General features: G+C 39.3%; 17 protein-coding genes. 4 read left to right on the top strand and 13 right to left on the bottom strand.

Annotated features, from left to right (window positions below; genetic code table 11):
• Positions 1 to 14: 14 nt before the first annotated feature.
• The 7 genes from HDEF_RS01975 to sirB1 all read right to left on the bottom strand — a co-directional run bounded on the left by HDEF_RS01975 (position 15) and on the right by sirB1 (position 7,446).
• On the bottom strand, positions 15 to 1,055 hold the full coding sequence (locus HDEF_RS01975; protein ID WP_012738108.1) for a glycosyltransferase: 1,041 nt from the start codon (positions 1,053 to 1,055) through the stop codon (positions 15 to 17).
• 8 nt (positions 1,056 to 1,063) lie between these two features.
• Positions 1,064 to 2,803 (bottom strand): proline--tRNA ligase, encoded by a 1,740-nt coding sequence (locus HDEF_RS01970; protein WP_012738107.1) that lies wholly within the window; start codon positions 2,801 to 2,803, stop codon positions 1,064 to 1,066.
• A gap of 138 nt (positions 2,804 to 2,941) precedes the next feature.
• Complete coding sequence (locus HDEF_RS01965; protein ID WP_012738105.1) at positions 2,942 to 3,766, bottom strand: MetQ/NlpA family lipoprotein; 825 nt, start codon at positions 3,764 to 3,766, stop codon at positions 2,942 to 2,944.
• Between the two features lie 69 nt (positions 3,767 to 3,835).
• Positions 3,836 to 4,489, bottom strand: a complete 654-nt coding sequence (locus HDEF_RS01960; RefSeq protein ID WP_012738104.1) for a methionine ABC transporter permease MetI — start codon at positions 4,487 to 4,489, stop codon at positions 3,836 to 3,838.
• Positions 4,482 to 5,516 carry a methionine ABC transporter ATP-binding protein MetN gene (metN, locus tag HDEF_RS01955; protein WP_012738103.1) on the bottom strand — a complete coding sequence of 345 codons (1,035 nt, stop codon included), beginning with the start codon at positions 5,514 to 5,516 and terminating at the stop codon, positions 4,482 to 4,484. Before metN ends, HDEF_RS01960 begins: the two co-directional genes overlap by 8 nt.
• 278 nt (positions 5,517 to 5,794) lie before the next feature.
• The gene (gene kdsA / locus HDEF_RS01950; RefSeq protein ID WP_012738102.1) at positions 5,795 to 6,628 is read right to left on the bottom strand and encodes a 3-deoxy-8-phosphooctulonate synthase; all 834 of its coding nucleotides are present in this window, start codon (positions 6,626 to 6,628) and stop codon (positions 5,795 to 5,797) included.
• An 8-nt stretch (positions 6,629 to 6,636) separates the two neighbouring features.
• Positions 6,637 to 7,446, bottom strand: a complete 810-nt coding sequence (sirB1, locus tag HDEF_RS01945; RefSeq protein ID WP_012738101.1) for an invasion regulator SirB1 — start codon at positions 7,444 to 7,446, stop codon at positions 6,637 to 6,639.
• Between the two features lie 499 nt (positions 7,447 to 7,945).
• Here sirB1 and rpmE point away from each other — a divergent pair, with 499 nt between their 5' ends.
• Entirely contained in the window at positions 7,946 to 8,167 is a 222-nt protein-coding gene (gene rpmE, locus HDEF_RS11265; RefSeq protein WP_012738100.1) for a 50S ribosomal protein L31, read from the top strand.
• Between the two features lie 284 nt (positions 8,168 to 8,451).
• On the opposite strand, the gene pckA is transcribed toward rpmE, so the two are convergent.
• From pckA to fabR, 6 genes are all read right to left on the bottom strand, one after another.
• Positions 8,452 to 10,071 (bottom strand): phosphoenolpyruvate carboxykinase (ATP), encoded by a 1,620-nt coding sequence (gene pckA, locus HDEF_RS01935; protein ID WP_012738098.1) that lies wholly within the window; start codon positions 10,069 to 10,071, stop codon positions 8,452 to 8,454.
• Positions 10,072 to 10,317: 246 nt separating this feature from the next.
• Positions 10,318 to 10,572, bottom strand: a complete 255-nt coding sequence (locus HDEF_RS10845; RefSeq protein ID WP_100102935.1) for a hypothetical protein — start codon at positions 10,570 to 10,572, stop codon at positions 10,318 to 10,320.
• Positions 10,573 to 10,996: 424 nt separating this feature from the next.
• Positions 10,997 to 11,722: a glutamine ABC transporter ATP-binding protein GlnQ gene (glnQ, locus tag HDEF_RS01925; protein ID WP_012738095.1), complete on the bottom strand. Its 726-nt coding sequence runs from the start codon at positions 11,720 to 11,722 to the stop codon at positions 10,997 to 10,999.
• Positions 11,719 to 12,375: a glutamine ABC transporter permease GlnP gene (gene glnP / locus HDEF_RS01920; RefSeq protein ID WP_012738094.1), complete on the bottom strand. Its 657-nt coding sequence runs from the start codon at positions 12,373 to 12,375 to the stop codon at positions 11,719 to 11,721. The genes glnQ and glnP overlap by 4 nt, the downstream gene beginning before the upstream one ends.
• Before the next feature lie 34 nt (positions 12,376 to 12,409).
• Positions 12,410 to 13,153, bottom strand: a complete 744-nt coding sequence (gene glnH / locus HDEF_RS01915; protein WP_012738093.1) for a glutamine ABC transporter substrate-binding protein GlnH — start codon at positions 13,151 to 13,153, stop codon at positions 12,410 to 12,412.
• Positions 13,154 to 13,657: 504 nt separating this feature from the next.
• Positions 13,658 to 14,272: an HTH-type transcriptional repressor FabR gene (fabR, locus tag HDEF_RS01910; RefSeq protein WP_012738092.1), complete on the bottom strand. Its 615-nt coding sequence runs from the start codon at positions 14,270 to 14,272 to the stop codon at positions 13,658 to 13,660.
• 184 nt (positions 14,273 to 14,456) lie between these two features.
• On the opposite strand from fabR, the gene sthA reads away from it, so the two are divergent.
• From sthA to dnaK, 3 genes are all read left to right on the top strand, one after another.
• Positions 14,457 to 15,863, top strand: coding sequence for a Si-specific NAD(P)(+) transhydrogenase (gene sthA, locus HDEF_RS01905; RefSeq protein WP_012738091.1), 1,407 nt, complete (start codon positions 14,457 to 14,459; stop codon positions 15,861 to 15,863).
• 112 nt (positions 15,864 to 15,975) lie between these two features.
• Positions 15,976 to 16,536 (top strand): inorganic diphosphatase, encoded by a 561-nt coding sequence (gene ppa / locus HDEF_RS01900; RefSeq protein WP_012738090.1) that lies wholly within the window; start codon positions 15,976 to 15,978, stop codon positions 16,534 to 16,536.
• Between the two features lie 77 nt (positions 16,537 to 16,613).
• Positions 16,614 to 18,521 carry a molecular chaperone DnaK gene (gene dnaK / locus HDEF_RS01895; RefSeq protein WP_012738089.1) on the top strand — a complete coding sequence of 636 codons (1,908 nt, stop codon included), beginning with the start codon at positions 16,614 to 16,616 and terminating at the stop codon, positions 18,519 to 18,521.
• Positions 18,522 to 18,550: the final 29 nt, after the last annotated feature.

Genomic DNA, 18,550 nt, shown 5'->3' with positions numbered 1-18,550 from the left:
GAAGATGTGTCGCCTCAGGCATCTGGTCTGGTGAAAAGCACACTGTTTGCTTGATGTTTATCTAGAAAAGCCGCTATGCCGCTGCGCATAATATGCCATAAAAAGTTGATTCTAAGTGCATGCCAAAATTCATCAGGATGACAGATCCCCTTAAATACCGCTGTTCTTAATCCCAATGATGTAAATTTTTTTGCCAATTGAGTTCGTAATTGAGAAGGCGGTAATTTTTTTCTCATTAATCCTAAAAAATGGCGAGTTTCACGATGAGCTTGCTTCAATAAGGCTTGATGAAAGGCTTTATCTTGCTTTACGGCCTCCGCTTTATTTAATAATTTTTCAATGATATTCAGATAGCTTATAGCTCTGTGAGCTAATCGTTCGATAGAAGTTGACTGAGTGATAGACTCTGGGTTAATCCGATAACCATAAAGAGGCTCAGCGCAAAAACCCATCCTTTGAGCTACCTCTGCCAATTCGGTTGTCCATAAAATATCTTCATGGAGCATATTAGGAATAAACCGTAATTGATTTTTGATAAGAAATGCTCGTTTAACTAATTGTAAAAAAACATAATGAGGCCACTCATTTTTATGAACACTTTGAATGATCCATTCTCTGCCTGTTAAAATTTTCCCCCAAGGTTGACGATATAAAAGCGTTTCTGTTGGTTTTTGGGGATTGAGCTTAAAACGAAACCCATTTCCAACCAAACAATCTAGATCACCTTTTTCGGCCTGTTGTACCCAAGTTTCGAAGGCTTGAGGCGCTAACCAATCATCCGAATCCGTAAAAGCAATCCAACGGCCTCTAGCCCTGGCGATTCCTTGGTTACGTGCAACCGAAACACCCCGGTGGGGCTGAGATATCAACACCCATCTTTTATCGATCTGTGCGATTTTTTCTAATATGATTTGGCTTTGATCTGTTGAGCCATCATTAATTGCAATGACTTCATAAAAAAGATTTTTTTGATTTTTTAATGATTCAAACAGTTCCATTAAATCATTTTCAGCATTAAAAACGGGAATAATCACGCTCAAATCAATGGAATTCATATCGATTTTTATTTTGGATTAAAATGTGAATTTATCTTTTCTAAAAGAAAAGAGACCACGTCGCTTATTTTAAGCTGCTGTTTTTTGTGATCATCTATTCCACGATATCGATACTCTAATTCGTTATTTTCTAAATCCCGATCACCGATGATCAGCGTATGTGGTATGCCAATCAGCTCCATATCAGCAAACATGACGCCCGGCCGCTCTTGGCGATCATCAAAAATGACGTCCATTCCCAAAGAGGATAATTCAGCGTAGAGTCTCTCCGCTTCTTGCCGAACAGCGTCAGATTTTTTGAGGTGAATAGGTAAAATAGCAACTTGAAAAGGCGCAATCGCCTCAGGCCAGAGGATCCCATGTTGATCATGGTGTTGTTCAATCGCGGCAGCGACCAAACGAGACACCCCAATACCATAGCAACCCATTATCATCATCTGTTGGCGCCCATTTTCGCCCTGTACTTTTGCCCCCATCGCTTGAGAATATTTTGTCCCCAATTGAAAAATGTGGCCGACTTCAATACCCCGCTTTATCAACAAAGTGCCCTTTCCATCAGGGCTGGGATCCCCTTCAACTACATTACGCAGATCCTCTATGATGGGCAGAGGTAAATCACGTTCCCAATTGATGCCAAAATAGTGTTGATCTTCTTTATTTGAGCCGGCGCTAAAATCACTCATCACCGCCACCGCACGATCGGCAATGATCGGCATCTTTAGGTGAAGCGGGCCTAAAGAGCCCGGGCCTGCGCCTATATGAGCACGAATATCTTCTTCAGAAGCAAAGGTGAGGGGTTTCGCCACCTGAGGTGATTTTTCTGCTTTCACCTTATTGATAAGGTGATCACCCCGAACCAACAGTGCCAGCAACTTATGGCCGCTGTCTTTATGAGCGTAAACGATCAGAGTTTTGAGAGTTTTTTCAATCGGGATTGAGAATTGCTCTACCAGTTGATCGATGGTTTTTGCATTAGGGGTATCAATAATACGAAGCGTTTCACAAGGCGATGCGCGTTTTTCGTGAGGGACTAGCGCTTCTGCCAACTCAATGTTCGCCGCAAAATCGGATACTGTTGAAAAAACAATCTCATCCTCCCCACTGTCTGCCAATACCTGAAATTCATGAGAGCGACTTCCCCCTATTGATCCCGTATCTGCCTGCACAGCGCGAAAATTCAGCTGCATCCGCTCGAATATTTTTGTGTAGGCTTGATACATCGTTTGATAGGTTTCTTGCAGTGATTCCAATGTATTATGAAAGGAATAGGCGTCCTTCATTAAAAATTCACGGGCGCGCATAATGCCAAAACGAGGACGAATTTCATCACGAAATTTGGTTTGAATCTGAAAAAAATTGAGCGGTAACTGCTTGTATGAACTAATTTCATTACGAACCAAATCGGTGATCACTTCTTCGTGAGTCGGGCCGAGCACAAAAGGGCGTTCACTGCGATCGGCAAAACGCAACAATTCGGGACCATAATGCTCCCATCGCTCGCTTTCCTGCCATAGATCGGCAGGTTGCACTATAGGCATCACCACTTCAATGGCGCCCGCCTTATTCATTTCTTCACGTACAATATTTTCGATTTTTTTTAAAACACGGGTCCCCGTAGGGAGCCAGGTATAAAGCCCAGACGCCAGTTTACGGATCATACCGGCTCTCAGCATCAGTTGATGGCTGATGATTTCAGCATCCGCTGGCAGTTCTTTTAAAGTACTCAGAAGATATTGAGTGGTACGCATATAATTTTTGCTTTTTCCGTTTTATTCCTGATATAAAAAAATGCTCGTGGGTATTTTGCCAGGAGCACTTTCATTTTTTATTATTGAAACCGATTTAATACATTTTGTGTTTTACAGCATCCATGCAGACTGAAAAAATTACCAGCCTTTCACAGCGCCTCCCTGAAATATTTTTTCTGCTTCTTTTTCTACCAGCGGAGATTGATATGCCTTCACAAAATTTTTCACTTTCTCGTCATCTTTACTATCTTTACGGGTCACAATCAAATTCACATAAGGTGAACTTTTATCTTCAACAAATAATCCATCTTTTGTGGGACTTAAGCCGATTTGGCTTGCATAAGTTGTATTAATGATAGCTACATTTTCTTTATCATCCAATGACGTCGGTAACTGAGGAGCGTCTAATTGAACAAGTGTTAAATCTTTTGGATTTTCAATCACATCTAAGACAGTAGGCATTAACCCAACATCAGGTTTCAATTTGATGAGCCCCTGTTTTTGTAGTAACAACAAGGCACGGCCTAAATTAGCGGGATCATTGGGCATTGTTATTTGGTAGCCCAGCGTCAATTCATTAAGAGAGGTGATTTCTTTTGAATAACCTGCCATCGGATAAATGAAGGTATTTCCAATTGCCACCAGTTCGTAGCCGCGATCCTGTATTTGTTGGTCGAGATAAGGTTGATGCTGAAATACGTTCACATCGATATCTCCTTTATTTAAAGCCTCATTCGGTAATACATAATCATTAAAGGTTATGAGCTCCACATCTAAACCATATTGGTCTTTTGCTACTTTTTGAGCCACCTGTGCAAGCGTCTGCTCTGGCCCACTGATGACCCCCACTTTAATGTGATTTGAATCTTTTTCATCTTTTTTGTCACAGCCCGCCACAATGAAGCAACTTGCCAACACAGCCAATATGGCCGCTATTTTGATCGACTTTAATTTTAAAAGCATATTTTTTATCCTTAACTGATAATCAGTAAAAACTCGAAAAGTCTCATGGTGATTCATGAAAATAGATGATCACTTATGGGTCACCATTTTCATCACGTAATTCCCCAGAATTTGGATAAAACACACCAAAAAAACCAACAAAACTAACACAAAATTCATCACAGTTGCGTTATAGCCAATATAGCCATATTGATAACCAATTTGTCCTAAACCTCCTGCTCCTACTGCGCCTCCCATCGCAGAATATCCGACTAAAGTAATCAATGTGATGGTCACTGAATTCACTAAAGCAGGGAATGCCTCTGGCAGTAAAACTTTATAAATAATTTGCAAGGGAGTTGCTCCCATAGCACGAGCCGCCTCAATTAAACCAAAAGGAATTTCGAGTAAAGCATTTTCAATCATTCGAGCAATAAAGGGAATAGCACAAACGGTTAAGGGCACTATGGCCGCTTCTAAGCCAATAGAGCTTCCTACGATAAAACGGGTAAAGGGGATAATCCAGACTAATAAAATAATAAAAGGAATTGCCCGAAAAATATTCACCAGGGCAGAAAGTGATTGATATAGAACAGGATAAGAAAACATGTGCCCTGGACGATGCAGATACAATAATATTCCTATCGGTAAGCCAAAAATCAGACCAAAAAAACCAGAGACAAAGGTCATCATGACAGTTTCCCAAACGCCGTTGAGGATTAAAACCATCATTGCTTCAGACATAGCCTAGTACCTCCGTTTTAACATGATGATCTTTTAAAAACTGCATGGCGGCAGTGATATCCTGTTTTTCACCCTCTAATTCAGCGAGCATCGTGCCAAATTTAACTCCTCCGGCATAATCCATTTGAGCGCTGAGAATTCCAATATCGATATTAAAGCGGCGAATCGCCTGAGATATTAAAGGAGCATCGGCAGATTGCCCTGTAAATTGGAGTTTTAACAAAGGGGAAACGGCGAGATCTGTCGGATTTTGGCTTAGCCTATGCGCGTAATCTTCAGGAATATCGATATGTAAAGTAGAGTGAATAAATTGCTGTGCCAAAAGCGTTTTGGGATGTGAAAACATTTCGCTCACACTGTCTTTTTCGATCAATTGACCATGGCTTATCACCCCTACCTGATCACAAATATACTTGACGACATCCATTTCATGCGTAATCAATAAAATCGTCAATCCCAATCGTCGATTAATATCTTTAAGGAGTTTTAAAATAGAGCGGGTGGTTCCAGGATCTAATGCGCTGGTGGCCTCATCACACAGCAAAACTTTAGGGCCATTTGCCAGTGCACGCGCTATGGCGACACGCTGTTTTTGTCCACCGGATAAATGTACCGGATACACTTTTTTTTTATCTGTTAAACCCACTAATTCAAGGAGTTCAAGGACTGTTTTTTTTATTTCAGTTTTGGGCAGGCAAGCCAATTCGAGTGGAAGCGCGACGTTATCAAAAACAGTACGAGAAGAAAGCAAATTAAAATGTTGAAAAATCATACCTATCTGACGGCGAGCAAGACTGAGTTTATTTTCTGGTAATTGAGTGAGTTCTTCTCCATCTATAAAAATATGCCCCTCAGTAGGGCGCTCTAATAAATTCGCACAGCGAATTAGGGTACTTTTACCCGCACCTGAAGCCCCTATGACCCCATAAATCTGGCCGGCCGGCACATCTAAATTGATGTCTAAAAGTGCGCTGACCTTTTGTTTTTTTTGTTCAAATATTTTGCTGACGTGAGAAAATCTAATCATATTATTCTTGTTGTAGAGTAAACCAGGAGAGAGATTTAAAAAATCAGGCGTTCAGGAAATTCAATAATCAAAATATTAAGGCGTCTAGACGTCCAAGTCAACCGTCTTTAAAACGCCGGGATCATAGTGTTCGGAGCAAATATCATCCAGCAAATTACATGAAAGCAAAATGAGATATGAATTCTACAAATCTACAGTAAAAATTGACTCACACTGAGGCTTTTTAGTATCAATCATTTGAAGGTGTTCTAGCGACATTTTTTGTTTAAAATTTGGACTTAAAAATTTTTAATCAAATCATCAATCGCTTTCATCTGTGTTAAAAAAGGCAGCAGCTTATGTAGTGGTAAAGCGCAAGGGCCATCGCATTTTGCATTCTGAGGGTCGGGATGTGCTTCTAAAAATAAGCCCGCTAATCCCACGGCCATGCCTGCTCTTGCCAGTTCTGAAACCTGAGCCCTGCGCCCGCCAGAAACAGATCCAAAAGGGTCTCTGCATTGCAGGGCATGGGTGACATCGAGTATGACAGGATGCCCTCCTGTAGATTTTGCCATGAGTGTGATCCCTAACATATCCACCACTAAGTTATCGTAACCAAAAATATTTCCTCGCTCACAAAGAATAATTTTTTCGTTTCCAGCCTGTTTAAATTTTTCGACAATGTGGCCTACTTGCATGGGGCTCATAAATTGAGGTTTTTTGACATTAATCACCGCTTTTGTTTCAGCCATGGCCACCACGAGATCGGTTTGACGCGCTAAAAACGCGGGTAATTGAATAACATCAACTACTTCAGAAACTATTTTGGCTTGGCTCACTTCGTGTACATCTGTGATGATGGCTACGCCAAAAGAGTGTTTTAATTCTTCAAATATTTTCATGCCTTCTTCTAAACCGGGCCCACGATAAGAATGAACAGCAGAACGATTTGCTTTATCAAAAGACGCTTTAAAAACGTAAGGGATATTTAATTGATTGGTGATTCGAACATAATGTTCACAAATTCTCATTGCCAGATCACGTGATTCAAGCACATTCATACCACCAAATAATACAAATGGAAGATGATTGGCAATGTTAATATGTTGAAAATGAATCACTTTATTGTTCATTTTTTATCTCAATGCAGAATAAATGGCTGTTTTTCGATGGCATTTAATTGTATTTTTATTACTTCAGAGATAGGGTCTTCAGGGCACTGTTCAATAAAATAATTTAAATCAGAAATCGCCACTTGAGTACAACCGAGTTCTGCATAAATCAGACCTCTATCACGTATCTCATAAGGATCTTTAGGATCAAAAAACAGCGACATATCGCTTGTACGTAGAGCCAGCTCCATCTGTTTTTCTTCTATCAACGCAGATTTTAATTCATCGAGCATTTGCCGAATCAATGAAGTATTGTCTGATTCACAAAGATCGCTGTCTTCCAGCGTGATATTCTGATTAAAATGCGCTTTAACCCATAATTCGAGGATATGTTTGTTCAAGGTGTCACCATTGATCGGATTAATCAGCCACATTTCTTCGTCTAACCAATCCGCCCGAAAAATGAGTTGAATTGGGAATAACACCGGCATTAAAGGGATATCCAGCTGATGTGCGATATGCAAAAAAATCACTCCTAATGAAGTCGCCGTTCCTTGACGTATTTTTAAAACATTATCCAGCCATATGACATCAGAGGTGCGGTAAATCCCATCTGCAGCCTCAAATTTCCATTTATGATAAAAAAGATCTATGAGAAGTTCTAACTTTTGATCTTGATTGAGGTGTTCTGGAATGGCGACTCGAGCATCGTCCACCAGATTTGTTAATTTTTTGCGAACTCTTGCGATAGAAAAATCTTGACGAATTTTTCTGGTGATTTTAAACACGCCTTCGCTTAAAGTGGCTGTATTAAATTTAAAATTAGAGATGGTTCTCATGAATATTCCATTGTCCGAAAAAACAAGATAAATAGATTTTTATTTTTTAGTATAAGATGAGAATATGAATGTTTTATTTTTCATAAAAATCAAATAATTAAAACATAGTAGCCATAACAAGTCAAAATTCAGTCACCATTTGATTGGTGAATATTAAATAATTTTTGATTTATTTTACCCTATTTTTTCGATATTTTCTGTCATATGAATCAATCTTTTGGCCCAGTTATTTTTCTGCAAAACCTTTATCTCTCACTCCACTGCGGAGCCTCCTGATAAGCTTCGATTTCATTGAATGAAAGGCGAATTATCTTGATGCTGTCGTTATAAATTCAAATTTAACTCGTTGTTTGTTTTTAAAGGGTTTTTTTAAAAAAATCGTCTATTGCCTTGATAAGATAGCTTCTGTATGATGCCGAACAATTTAAAAAATAAAATCACCAGTACTTTGTAACGAGGTGAGACAGTAATGCTATTTTGAAAAAACAAGAGGTGTTTCATGAAAAAAAATATCCATCCAGACTATAAGTTAGTAATAGCATCCTGTTCTTGTGGAAACGTGATTGAAGTGAATTCAACCTTGGGTTGTAATATAAATCTTGATGTTTGTTCTAACTGTCACCCTGCCTATACAAACAAAAAGCGTGAAGCGGCAACAGGTGGGCGTGTTGATCGATTCAAAAAACGTTTTTCTTTCCTGGAATCGTCAAAGGCAGAGTGATTCAATACTAATTTTTGATCCTGCGCAATCAGTTGATCTAATTTTATCGCCTCTTTCAAACTATTTTTTGCTAGAACCCCGCAGCTGCTTCTCAAATTTTTTTTCTTTTTTACATTGTTAAGTGAGCAGATAAATACCTCTGCAAAAAGCTCATCATTACTTGCAGAGCTGCAATATGTACTAGAAGCCGTAGCCACATATCATCAATTTTTCTTAAATGTGTCAGAGTCATAAAAAACAAATAAAAAATTGAAATAAAAATTTTTTCAGCGCCAGAAAATTTTCTATAACTCTGGGCCTGATTTCAGTAACAACGCCCCTACAGCGGTATCGCTGTATTGTTCAAAATTTTTGATAAACCGCCGTGCCAAGTTTTCTGCTTTGTGTTGCCATTCTTTTACCTCAGAATAACTGGCGCGAGGATCTAAAATTTCTGAGTTTACCCCTTCGATTTCAGTAGGAACACTGAGGTTAAAAATCGGCAAATTAAAGGTGGGCACGTGATCAATCTTTTCATGTAGAATTGCCTCAATAATCGCTCGAGTATTTTTAATAGAAATACGATGACCCATACCATTCCAGCCTGTATTGACCAAATACGCTTTTGCCTGCGCTGCTTGCATCCTTTGTAAAAGCACTTCAGCATATTGAGTAGGATGAAGTGAAAGAAACGCCTCTCCAAAGCAAGCTGAAAAAGTGGGAACTGGGCTGGTGATCCCGAGCTCTGTTCCTGCCAGTTTTGATGTGAAACCCGATAAAAAATGATACTGGGTTTGTTCTAGAGTTAAATGAACAACAGGAGGTAAAACGCCAAAAGCATCCGCTGTTAAAAAAATAATTTTTTTTGCATGGCCTGCTTTTGATACCGGTTGCACAATATTTTGGATGTGATAAATAGGATAAGACACCCTGGTATTTTGGGTTTTTGAACTATCGTTAAAATCGACGGTGGCATCTGGCAAAACCACCACGTTTTCCAGTAAAGCATCTCTTTTGATTGCGTGATAAATATCGGGTTCATCTGACTCGGACAATTCAATTGTTTTTGCATAACAACCTCCTTCAAAATTAAAAACACCTTCGTCATCCCAACCATGTTCGTCATCACCGATAAGTTGTCTTTTAGGATCGGCAGATAAAGTGGTTTTTCCGGTGCCGGATAAACCAAAGAAAACAGCAACATCTCCTTTAACTCCGACATTTGCAGAGCAGTGCATGGCAGCAATTCTTTTTAATGGCAAAAAATAATTCATCATTGAAAACAATCCTTTTTTCATTTCACCTCCGTACCAAGTGCCCCCAATCAGTTGAATCCGTTCAGTCAAATTAAAGGCCACAAAATTTTTGGAGTGTAAACCTTGTTCTTTCCAATTTGGGTTAGTACATTTGGCGCCATTCATGACCACAAAATCAGGATGAAAACGAGTGAGTTCTTCTTCTGAAGGGCGAATAAACATATTTTTAACAAAATGCGCCTGCCAAGCGACTTCAGTAATAAATCGTACTTGCAAACGACTGTTTGAATGAGCGCCACAAAAGGCATCTACCACAAATAAAGGTTTGTTTGAAAGTTGCTGAGTGACACAGGTCTTGAGTTCATTCCAAATGGCTTGAGTGATGGGGTGATTATCGCTTTTATTTTTGCCTTGATCTGCCCACCAAAAAGTATCTCGAGTGATATCGTCACGGACGATATATTTATCTTTAGGAGAACGCCCGGTGAAGATGCCCGTATCCACAGCCACGGCGCCTAATTTAGTCACTGTTCCACGTTCGAAACCCACCAAAGTGTCTCGTGTTTCCTCTTGAAATAATATGGAATAGCTGGGGTTATAAAAAATCTTACCGGTATTATGAATGCCATAATCAGTTAATGTATTCAAAAGATGGTTGATATTGTGCATTTTTGATAACTCCTTACTCTATTCGAATATTTTTATAATTTTTTCATTAATTTTTTGCAAATTATTTATTTTAATGAATTAAACGACTTTGTTAACAGTGTCATATGGAAACACTGAAGAGCTGAGAAATAAATTTGATATTGGGCGCGAACAGCGTAACTTCTAAAAATAATCTGATAAAAAAGGAGGTCAATTCGTTTTTTACGATAGCATCAACCCACCTCCTTTTTTAGTATCAAGGGCCAATTATAGCCATTTTAATACCCGAAAAGGATGTTCAACCTTAGCCCGGATTTTCGCGATAATATTTTGATGGTGCTGGTGTTTTTCATCTACCTGCTGCTGTAGCCGGGGGAGGGCCAGTACCCTGCGGCGAGTGATATGCCAGGTGACCCGACGGTGTTGGTGTTCACTGCGGGGCACTACCCCTTTATCACCGGCATCCCCATGGACAGACTCTTCCTCGCCGTGAAGAATAAATACGATGAGTCTGCGTGACATCCGCCACATAAGCCGAGGTCGAGCCCGAGCAGGGAATGTGCACGAGACCACTCTCGGCATCCCCACCCATAGGCGCTTTCATACCTACATAACACTGATTGCCTTTACGAGTGGCTTTTTTATGTCAGGCTCCCGGCTATTTTTCTGATTTTGAGTTGAACTGGGTGCTGAATTATCGTGGCATCGACAATACTCCCCCGCTTGATAAATAGCCCACGCTCCGATAAATGCGTATTCACTTCTTCAAACAGGGCTTCGTTTAAATGATATTTTTCTAACCAATCAGGAGCAGCAGCATCTCTAAAGGTTTGACCGGCTTACCCCATTTAGTGCTGGTCTTGAGCAATGAATCTGACTTTTCACTTAATAAAAAAATTTTATGAACCAAGGCATTCATGCTGAGTAAAACTGTTCTGTAATATGATTAGGTGACATGATGCTGTAAAAATTCACGTAATCTCTCACTAGGAGGATTAGATATAAGAGTATTAGGATTTCCATCTTGAGCGATGCGGCCTTTATCGATAAAAATAAGGCGAGAGGCTACTTTGTGAGCAAAATTAACTTCATGAGTGACTATGACCATGGTCATGCCCTCTTCGGCTAAATCTTTCATAACCGTTAGTACTTCGTGACGCAATTGAGGATCCAATGCAGAGGTAGGCTCATCAAAAAGCATTAATTTAGGTTTCACAGCTAAAGCCCGAGCAATTGCTACACGTTGCTGTTGACCACCTGAAAGCTCTGATGGGTAGTGATGAGAACGTTCTGATAAACCCACTTTTTTTAACAGTTCATGTGCCAGCTCTTTTGCCTCTTTTTTAGTGGCGCCTCGGATATGGGTTGGCCCAAAAGCGACATTTTCAAGAGCGGTGAGATGAGGGAACAAATAAAATTGCTGAAAAACCATGCCTGCTTCCTGACGAATAAGGCGCTCATCTACTTTAGGATCGTTGACATCTAAATCATCTACAATCAATTGACCTGAAGTGATCACTTCTAATTTGTTGATGCAACGTAGTAAAGTGGATTTCCCTGAACCTGATGGGCCAATAATGACGACCACTTCCCCAATTTTGATATTTAAATTGATATTGTGAAGAACCTCGGTTTGGCCAAAGTGTTTACAAACGTTTTTTAAATTTATCATATTATTTTCAGTTTTCTTTCCAGTCTACGTAGGACAAAACCTAGTGTTAAGGTGATAATCAAATACATCACCGCGACTGCACTCCATATTTCCATAGCACGAAAGTTGCCCGCAATAATTTCTTGTCCTTGACGTGTCAACTCAGCAACACCAATCACGATAAATAAAGAAGTATCCTTAATACTGACAATCCATTGATTCCCTAAAGGAGGTAGCATTCTACGCAGCGCTAAAGGAGCAACAACATATCTTAGTGTATCGCGCCTCGATAAACCTAAAGCCAGACCGGCTTCTCGAAAACCTTTATGAATAGACAGCACGGCGCCACGAGTAATCTCTGCAATGTAAGCCCCAGAATTAATCATGATGGTCACAACAGCCGCGGTAAAAGGATCGATGCGTATTGGCACCATCATAGGAAGGGCAAAATATATAAACATCACTTGAACAACAATAGGGGTTCCACGAATCAGCTCTATAAATATTAAAGCGACGTTACTGCTGATCTTTCCTCCATAAGCGCGAGTAAAGCCAGCAATCACTCCGATAATAAGGCCACCAAGTAAGCCGAGAATAGAAATCCAAAGCGTTAACTTGGCACCTTGAAGCAAGATTGGCATAGCGGGCCAAATAACACTCCATTCAAACTGCATCGGAATTCTCCTGATGAAAAAATTGAGAAATTAATCAATTTGGTTCTGTATTAAACCATTTTTTATAAATTGCGAGGTAAGTTCCATTTTTATGGAGCGTGTTTAAAGCCAGATTGACTTCTTCACGAAGTACACTGCCTTTGGGAAAAGCAATTCCGTACTGTAGTGATTCGAGCATTTCGCCCACTGCTTTAAATTTTTTATCACCTGCAGTTTTAATAAAGAATAAAATATTCGGCGCATCATGTAAAACAGCATCCGCTCTCCCCGTGCCTAGTTCCAGATAGGCGTTATCAATATTAGGAAACTGACGCAAATCTTTCGTTTTAATGTTCGCTTTTGCGTAATCGACAGATCCTGTCCCACTTTTAACTGCAACGATTTTATCTTTTAAATCTTCGGCATTCTTGATTTTATCGTTATTGCTTTTCACCATGACCAACAAGCCGCTCTTGTAATAGCCATCAGAAAAATCTATTGCCTTTTTCCTCTGTTCCGTAATAGTGATTCCTGCAAGAGCCAGATCGACATTTTTGGTTTGTAAAGCAGGAACAATACCACTGAAATCCATCGGCTTGAGAGTATAATTTAACTTAAGCTCTTTGGCGATAGCATCCCAAATGTCAATATCAAAACCGACATATTTATCGCCCTGCTTAAATTCAAACGGAACAAAAGCCGTATCTATCGCTACAATCAGTGATTTTTCAGCACTTGAAACGTTTAATGTAAACAGAAAAGCAAATGTAATTAATATGATTTTTATTAATGATTTCATATGTGATAGTTCCTTTTTATGATAAGAATATTCCACCTATTCTACAATCATAGGATAGTAAGATGATTGACAAAAATTTAATCGAATAATAAATCAATAATGATTTGATGAATATCAACTTATCCAGGTTTCAATTGCAAATGACTTATATATTGTTCACAACAATGTGAATTGTCTCTTGTTTTAAATGTAATAAAAATATTTTGCATGTAATGATAATACCAAGAAGGAGTTTACACGCTTTTATGAAAAAAGAAAAAAATCATGACTTTAATATATTAATTTAAAGTTGTTATTGATTAATATTACTCAATTAATTCATTTGTTAATCAATATAAAATTTTAATAAATTTATATTTAAAAATATTTATATTAAATCAATTTAAGTTAAAATAATTTATCGCATACTTAAAATCCCAAGATGGTTTATCATTAATAATGATAGAATTTATGATAATTTTTAAATATTTTTAACAAAAAACATTTTAAAAATTACCTCTCATTCTAAGATTTTTTTTCAGGTCTATACAAATGATCAGCGCCTTTAGCAATCATTCTTAGCTGTAAAATCAACCGTTTTTTTAATTTATGTTTTTGTTCCGTTTCCAAATCCAGCAGCTCAGCCCCTGCACTAAATACAATGGTCACCATGGCTTCTGCCTTTGCTTCTATAAAACGACGAGACATATTACTTTCAAATTCTAAATAATCGGCCAATTCAGCAATAAAATGCTGAATTTCTCGTGCAACGGCGGCCCGAAAGGCGGCGCATGTACCTGAGCGTTCGCGTAACAACAAACGAAATGCATTGGGATTATTACCGATAAATTCCATAAAAGTTGAAACTGAAGTACGGATCACACTGCCTCCTTTATCGATACGCTGACGTGCTTGGCGCATTAATTGTCTTAGCATCAATCCACTTTCATCGACCATCGTTAAACCCAGTTCGTTCACATCTCGAAAATGATAATAAAAAGAGGTTGGAGCAATACCGGCTTCCCTGGATATTTCCCTTAGGCTGAGGTTCGAAAAACTGTGTTCAGAACTGAGTTGGTTGAAAGCCGTTTCAATAAGAGAACGACGTGTCCTTGCTTTTTGCTCTGCTCTGACGCCCATTATATTCACCAAATATTCAATAAATTTTTTGAAAAACCTTGTTTTTTAAAACCAGTATTTCGTCATCTTCATGCACTTTAGTACACTAAAATAATCATAAAGTCCGTCTTTAATTTGGGTATCGAAAAAATGATCCTAATATTTAAATAATTTGTCCTGGCAAGAACCATAGGTTTTTTAAATGATGAAAACACATTTTAATTTTGATACCGTTGTCATTGGCTCAGGGCCTGGTGGTGAGGGCGCGGCCATGGGCCTTGCAAAAAAAGGGCAGTCTGTCGCTGTCGTTGAACGCTATAAAAATGTCGGAGGAGGCTGCACTCATTCGGGCACAATCCCTTCGAAAGCCTTGCGTCATGTCATCAGTCGTATTATTGAATTTAATCAAAACCCGCTTTACAGTGAGCACCTTCAAAGCATTCATCCCTCTTTTTATCATATTTTACAACATGCTAATCATGTCATTCGTAAGCAGGTCTCCATGCGCTTTGATTTTTATCAGCGCAATCATTGTCATCTGTTTTTTGGTCATGCCCGTTTTATTGATCCATATAAACTTGAGGTCATTCGCCCAGATGGCACTTTGAATACCCTAAGTGCTGATCATATTGTGATTGCGACAGGATCTCGTCCTTATCATCCAGAAAGTATTGATTTTACACATCCCCGAATTTATGACAGCGACAGCATTTTGGAATTGAAAGAAGAACAGCAGCCAAAGCATATTATTATTTACGGAGCAGGGGTGATAGGTTGTGAATATGCTTCTATTTTTCGAGGTTTAGGCGTCAAGGTCGATTTGATCAATACTCGAAACCATTTGCTGGCTTTTCTTGATCAAGAAATTTCAGATGCGCTCTCTTATCATTTTTGGAACAACGGGGTGGTGATCAGGCATAATGAAGAGTTTGATTTAATTGAAGGCTTGGATCAAGGCGTCGTTGTTCATTTAAAATCAGGGAAGAAAGTAAAGGCAGATTGTTTATTTTATGCTAATGGGCGTACGGGCAACACCAAGGAATTATTACTTGAAAATATTGGTTTAAGAACAGATGAACGAAGATTTTTGCAAGTCAGTAATCTATATCAGACCGCCCTTTCTCATATTTATGCTGTTGGAGATGTAATTGGATATCCTAGTTTGGCTTCAGCCGCTTACGATCAAGGGCGCATTGCATCACAGGCGATTACTCAAGGCATTAATAGTGTGCGTTTGATCGAAAATATCCCAACTGGGATTTACACCATTCCTGAAATCAGTTCTGTAGGGAAAACAGAGCAGGAGCTGACTGATTTAAAAGTGCCCTATGAAGTGGGGCGCGCTCAATTTAAACATCTCGCTCGAGCTCAAATAGCAGGCATGGAAGCGGGAAGCTTAAAAATTTTATTTCATCGTGAAAGTAAAGAAATTTTAGGAATTCATTGTTTTGGAGAAAGGGCAGCAGAAATTATTCACATTGGTCAAGCCATTATGGAACAAAAAAACGGCGGTAATACGATCGACTATTTTGTCAATACAACTTTTAATTATCCTACGATGGCAGAAGCCTATCGCGTCGCTGCATTAAATGGTTTAAATCGTTTGTTTTGATAGGGCTCCTCATGATGATTTTTCGCATAAGGGGCATGAAGGTAATTTGAAAGGCATTGCCTGGCCAGTAGGGTCCAGTTGTTATTTTTTACAAAAAAAGGAACAAGTCATTATGAGTTTAGATCTTGTCGATGCGGGCGAAAATTTGCCTAAAGATATTTATGTTGTGATTGAAATCCCCGCTCATGCTGATCCGATTAAATATGAAGTGGATAAAAAAACGGGGGCATTGTTTGTGGATCGTTTTATGTCCACTGCCATGTTTTACCCCTGTAATTATGGTTACATTAACCAGACCTTATCTTTGGATGGTGATCCGGTGGATGTATTAGTGCCTACTCCTCATCCATTGCAGCCAGGATCAGTGATACGTTGCCGGCCAGTGGGCATGCTCAGGATGACAGATGATGCCGGTCAAGATGCTAAGGTCATTGCCGTTCCGCATAGTAAACTGACTAAAGAATATGAAGCGGTTCAAGATATACATGACGTATCTGAATTGCTAAAAGCACAGATTAAACATTTTTTCGAGCATTATAAAGATTTAGAAAAAGGGAAATGGGTCAAAATTAAAGGTTGGGAAAATGCCGAGGCGGCTGAAAAAGAAATTATGGATTCTTTTAGAAGAGCTAAGTCGTCTTCATTTACAGACAAACAACCTAATTTAAAATAGATAGTTGAAAATAAACAACCTGCCCACATATTCGTAAGTAACTTTATAAATGATGCTTTTGACTGGAGAGATGTTAGATGACTAAAATTATCGGAATTGATTTAGGTACCACCAATTCTTGTGTTGCTATTATGGACGGTAGCAAGCCTCGTGTACTCGAAAACAGTGAAGGTGATCGTACAACGCCTTCTATCATTGCTTATACAGACGATGGTGAAACACTTGTCGGTCAGCCCGCCAAGCGTCAGGCGGTGACCAATGCAAAAAATACTTTTTTTGCGATCAAACGTTTGGTGGGTCGAAAATTTTCAGACCAAGAAACACAGCGTGATAAGGATATTATGCCCTTTGACATTCTTGAATCAGATAATGGCGACGCATGGCTCAGCGTGAAAGGGCAAAAAACAGCGCCTCCTCAAATTTCGGCTGAAGTATTGAAAAAAATGAAAAAAACAGCAGAAGATTATTTGGGCGAAACTGTCACTGAAGCTGTGGTCACTGTGCCTGCTTATTTTAATGATGCGCAACGTCAAGCCACGAAAGATGCAGGCCGGATCTCTGGTTTAGAAATCAAGCGGATTATTAATGAACCCACTGCCGCGGCCATTGCCTACGGTTTAGATAAGGGAAAAGGGAATAGCACCATTGCGGTTTATGATCTCGGAGGAGGGACTTTTGATATTTCTATCATTGAAATAGATGATGTAGACGGCGAAAAAACTTTTGAAGTGTTGGCAACCAATGGTGATACCCATTTGGGTGGTGAAGATTTTGATAATCGTTTAATCAATTATTTGGTGGATGAATTCAAAAAAGAACAAGGGTTTGATTTACGAAAAGATCCTTTGGCGATGCAGCGTTTAAAAGAAGCGGCTGAAAAAGCGAAAGTTGAATTGTCTTCTGCTCAGCAAACAGATGTGAATCTTCCTTACATTACAGCAGATGCGACTGGTCCTAAGCATATGAATATGAAAGTGACCCGTGCCAAACTTGAGTCACTGGTAGAAGATTTGGTGTCACGCTCTATTGAACCGTTGAAGGTCGCTTTACAAGACGCCGGTTTATCTGTCTCTGATATTGATGATGTCATACTGGTCGGGGGCCAAACACGTATGCCCATGGTTCAGAAAAAAGTGGCAGATTTTTTTGGTAAAGAACCTCGTAAAGATGTGAATCCTGATGAAGCTGTCGCTATTGGAGCCGCTGTTCAAGGGGGTGTTTTATCCGGTGAAGTGAAAGATTTATTGTTATTAGACGTCACTCCTCTTTCGCTCGGTATTGAGACCATGGGCGGTGTGATGACCTCTTTAATCTCTAAAAATACCACAATTCCAACGAAACACAGCCAAGTGTTTTCAACAGCTGAAGATAATCAATCTGCCGTGACCATCCATGTGCTTCAAGGGGAACGTAAGCGAGCAATCGATAATAAATCCTTGGGTCAATTTAATTTAGATGGCATTCAGCCTGCGCCTCGTGGTACGTCACAAATTGAAGTGACCTTTGATATTGACGCAGATGGCATTTTGCATGTGTCAGCGAAAGATAAAAACACAGGCCGAGAACAAAAGATCACCATCAAGGCGTCTTCTGGTTTAAGTGAAGCTGAGATTGAAAAAATGGTACGGGATGCGGAATCCAATTCAGAAACAGACCGAAAATTTGAGGAATTAATTCAAGTCCGTAATCAGGCAGATCATTTAATACATGCTACAAATAAAAAATTGAAGGAAGCAGGAGATAAAGTGTCTCCTGAAGAGAAAACGTCTATTGAACAAGCATTGAAAGCGTTAGAAACCGCCATAAAAGGTGAAGATAAAACAGACATAGAGAGTAAAGCCAATGCACTGACGATGGTTTCTGCTAAGTTAGAGGAAGCATCGCAGCAAAATTCGTCTTCTAATAATGCAGAAAAAAACGACAGTAGCGATGTAAAAGCAGATGCTGTTGATGCTGAGTTTGAAGAAGTTAAAGATAAAAAATAACTGCCCTTAAGGCCAAGCTCCCTGAGTGT

Source organism: Candidatus Hamiltonella defensa 5AT (Acyrthosiphon pisum) (assembly GCF_000021705.1).
Lineage (GTDB): Bacteria > Pseudomonadota > Gammaproteobacteria > Enterobacterales > Enterobacteriaceae > Hamiltonella > Hamiltonella defendens.
The sequence above is the reverse complement of the archived record's forward strand: the minus strand, read 5'-3'. Positions and strand labels throughout refer to the sequence as shown.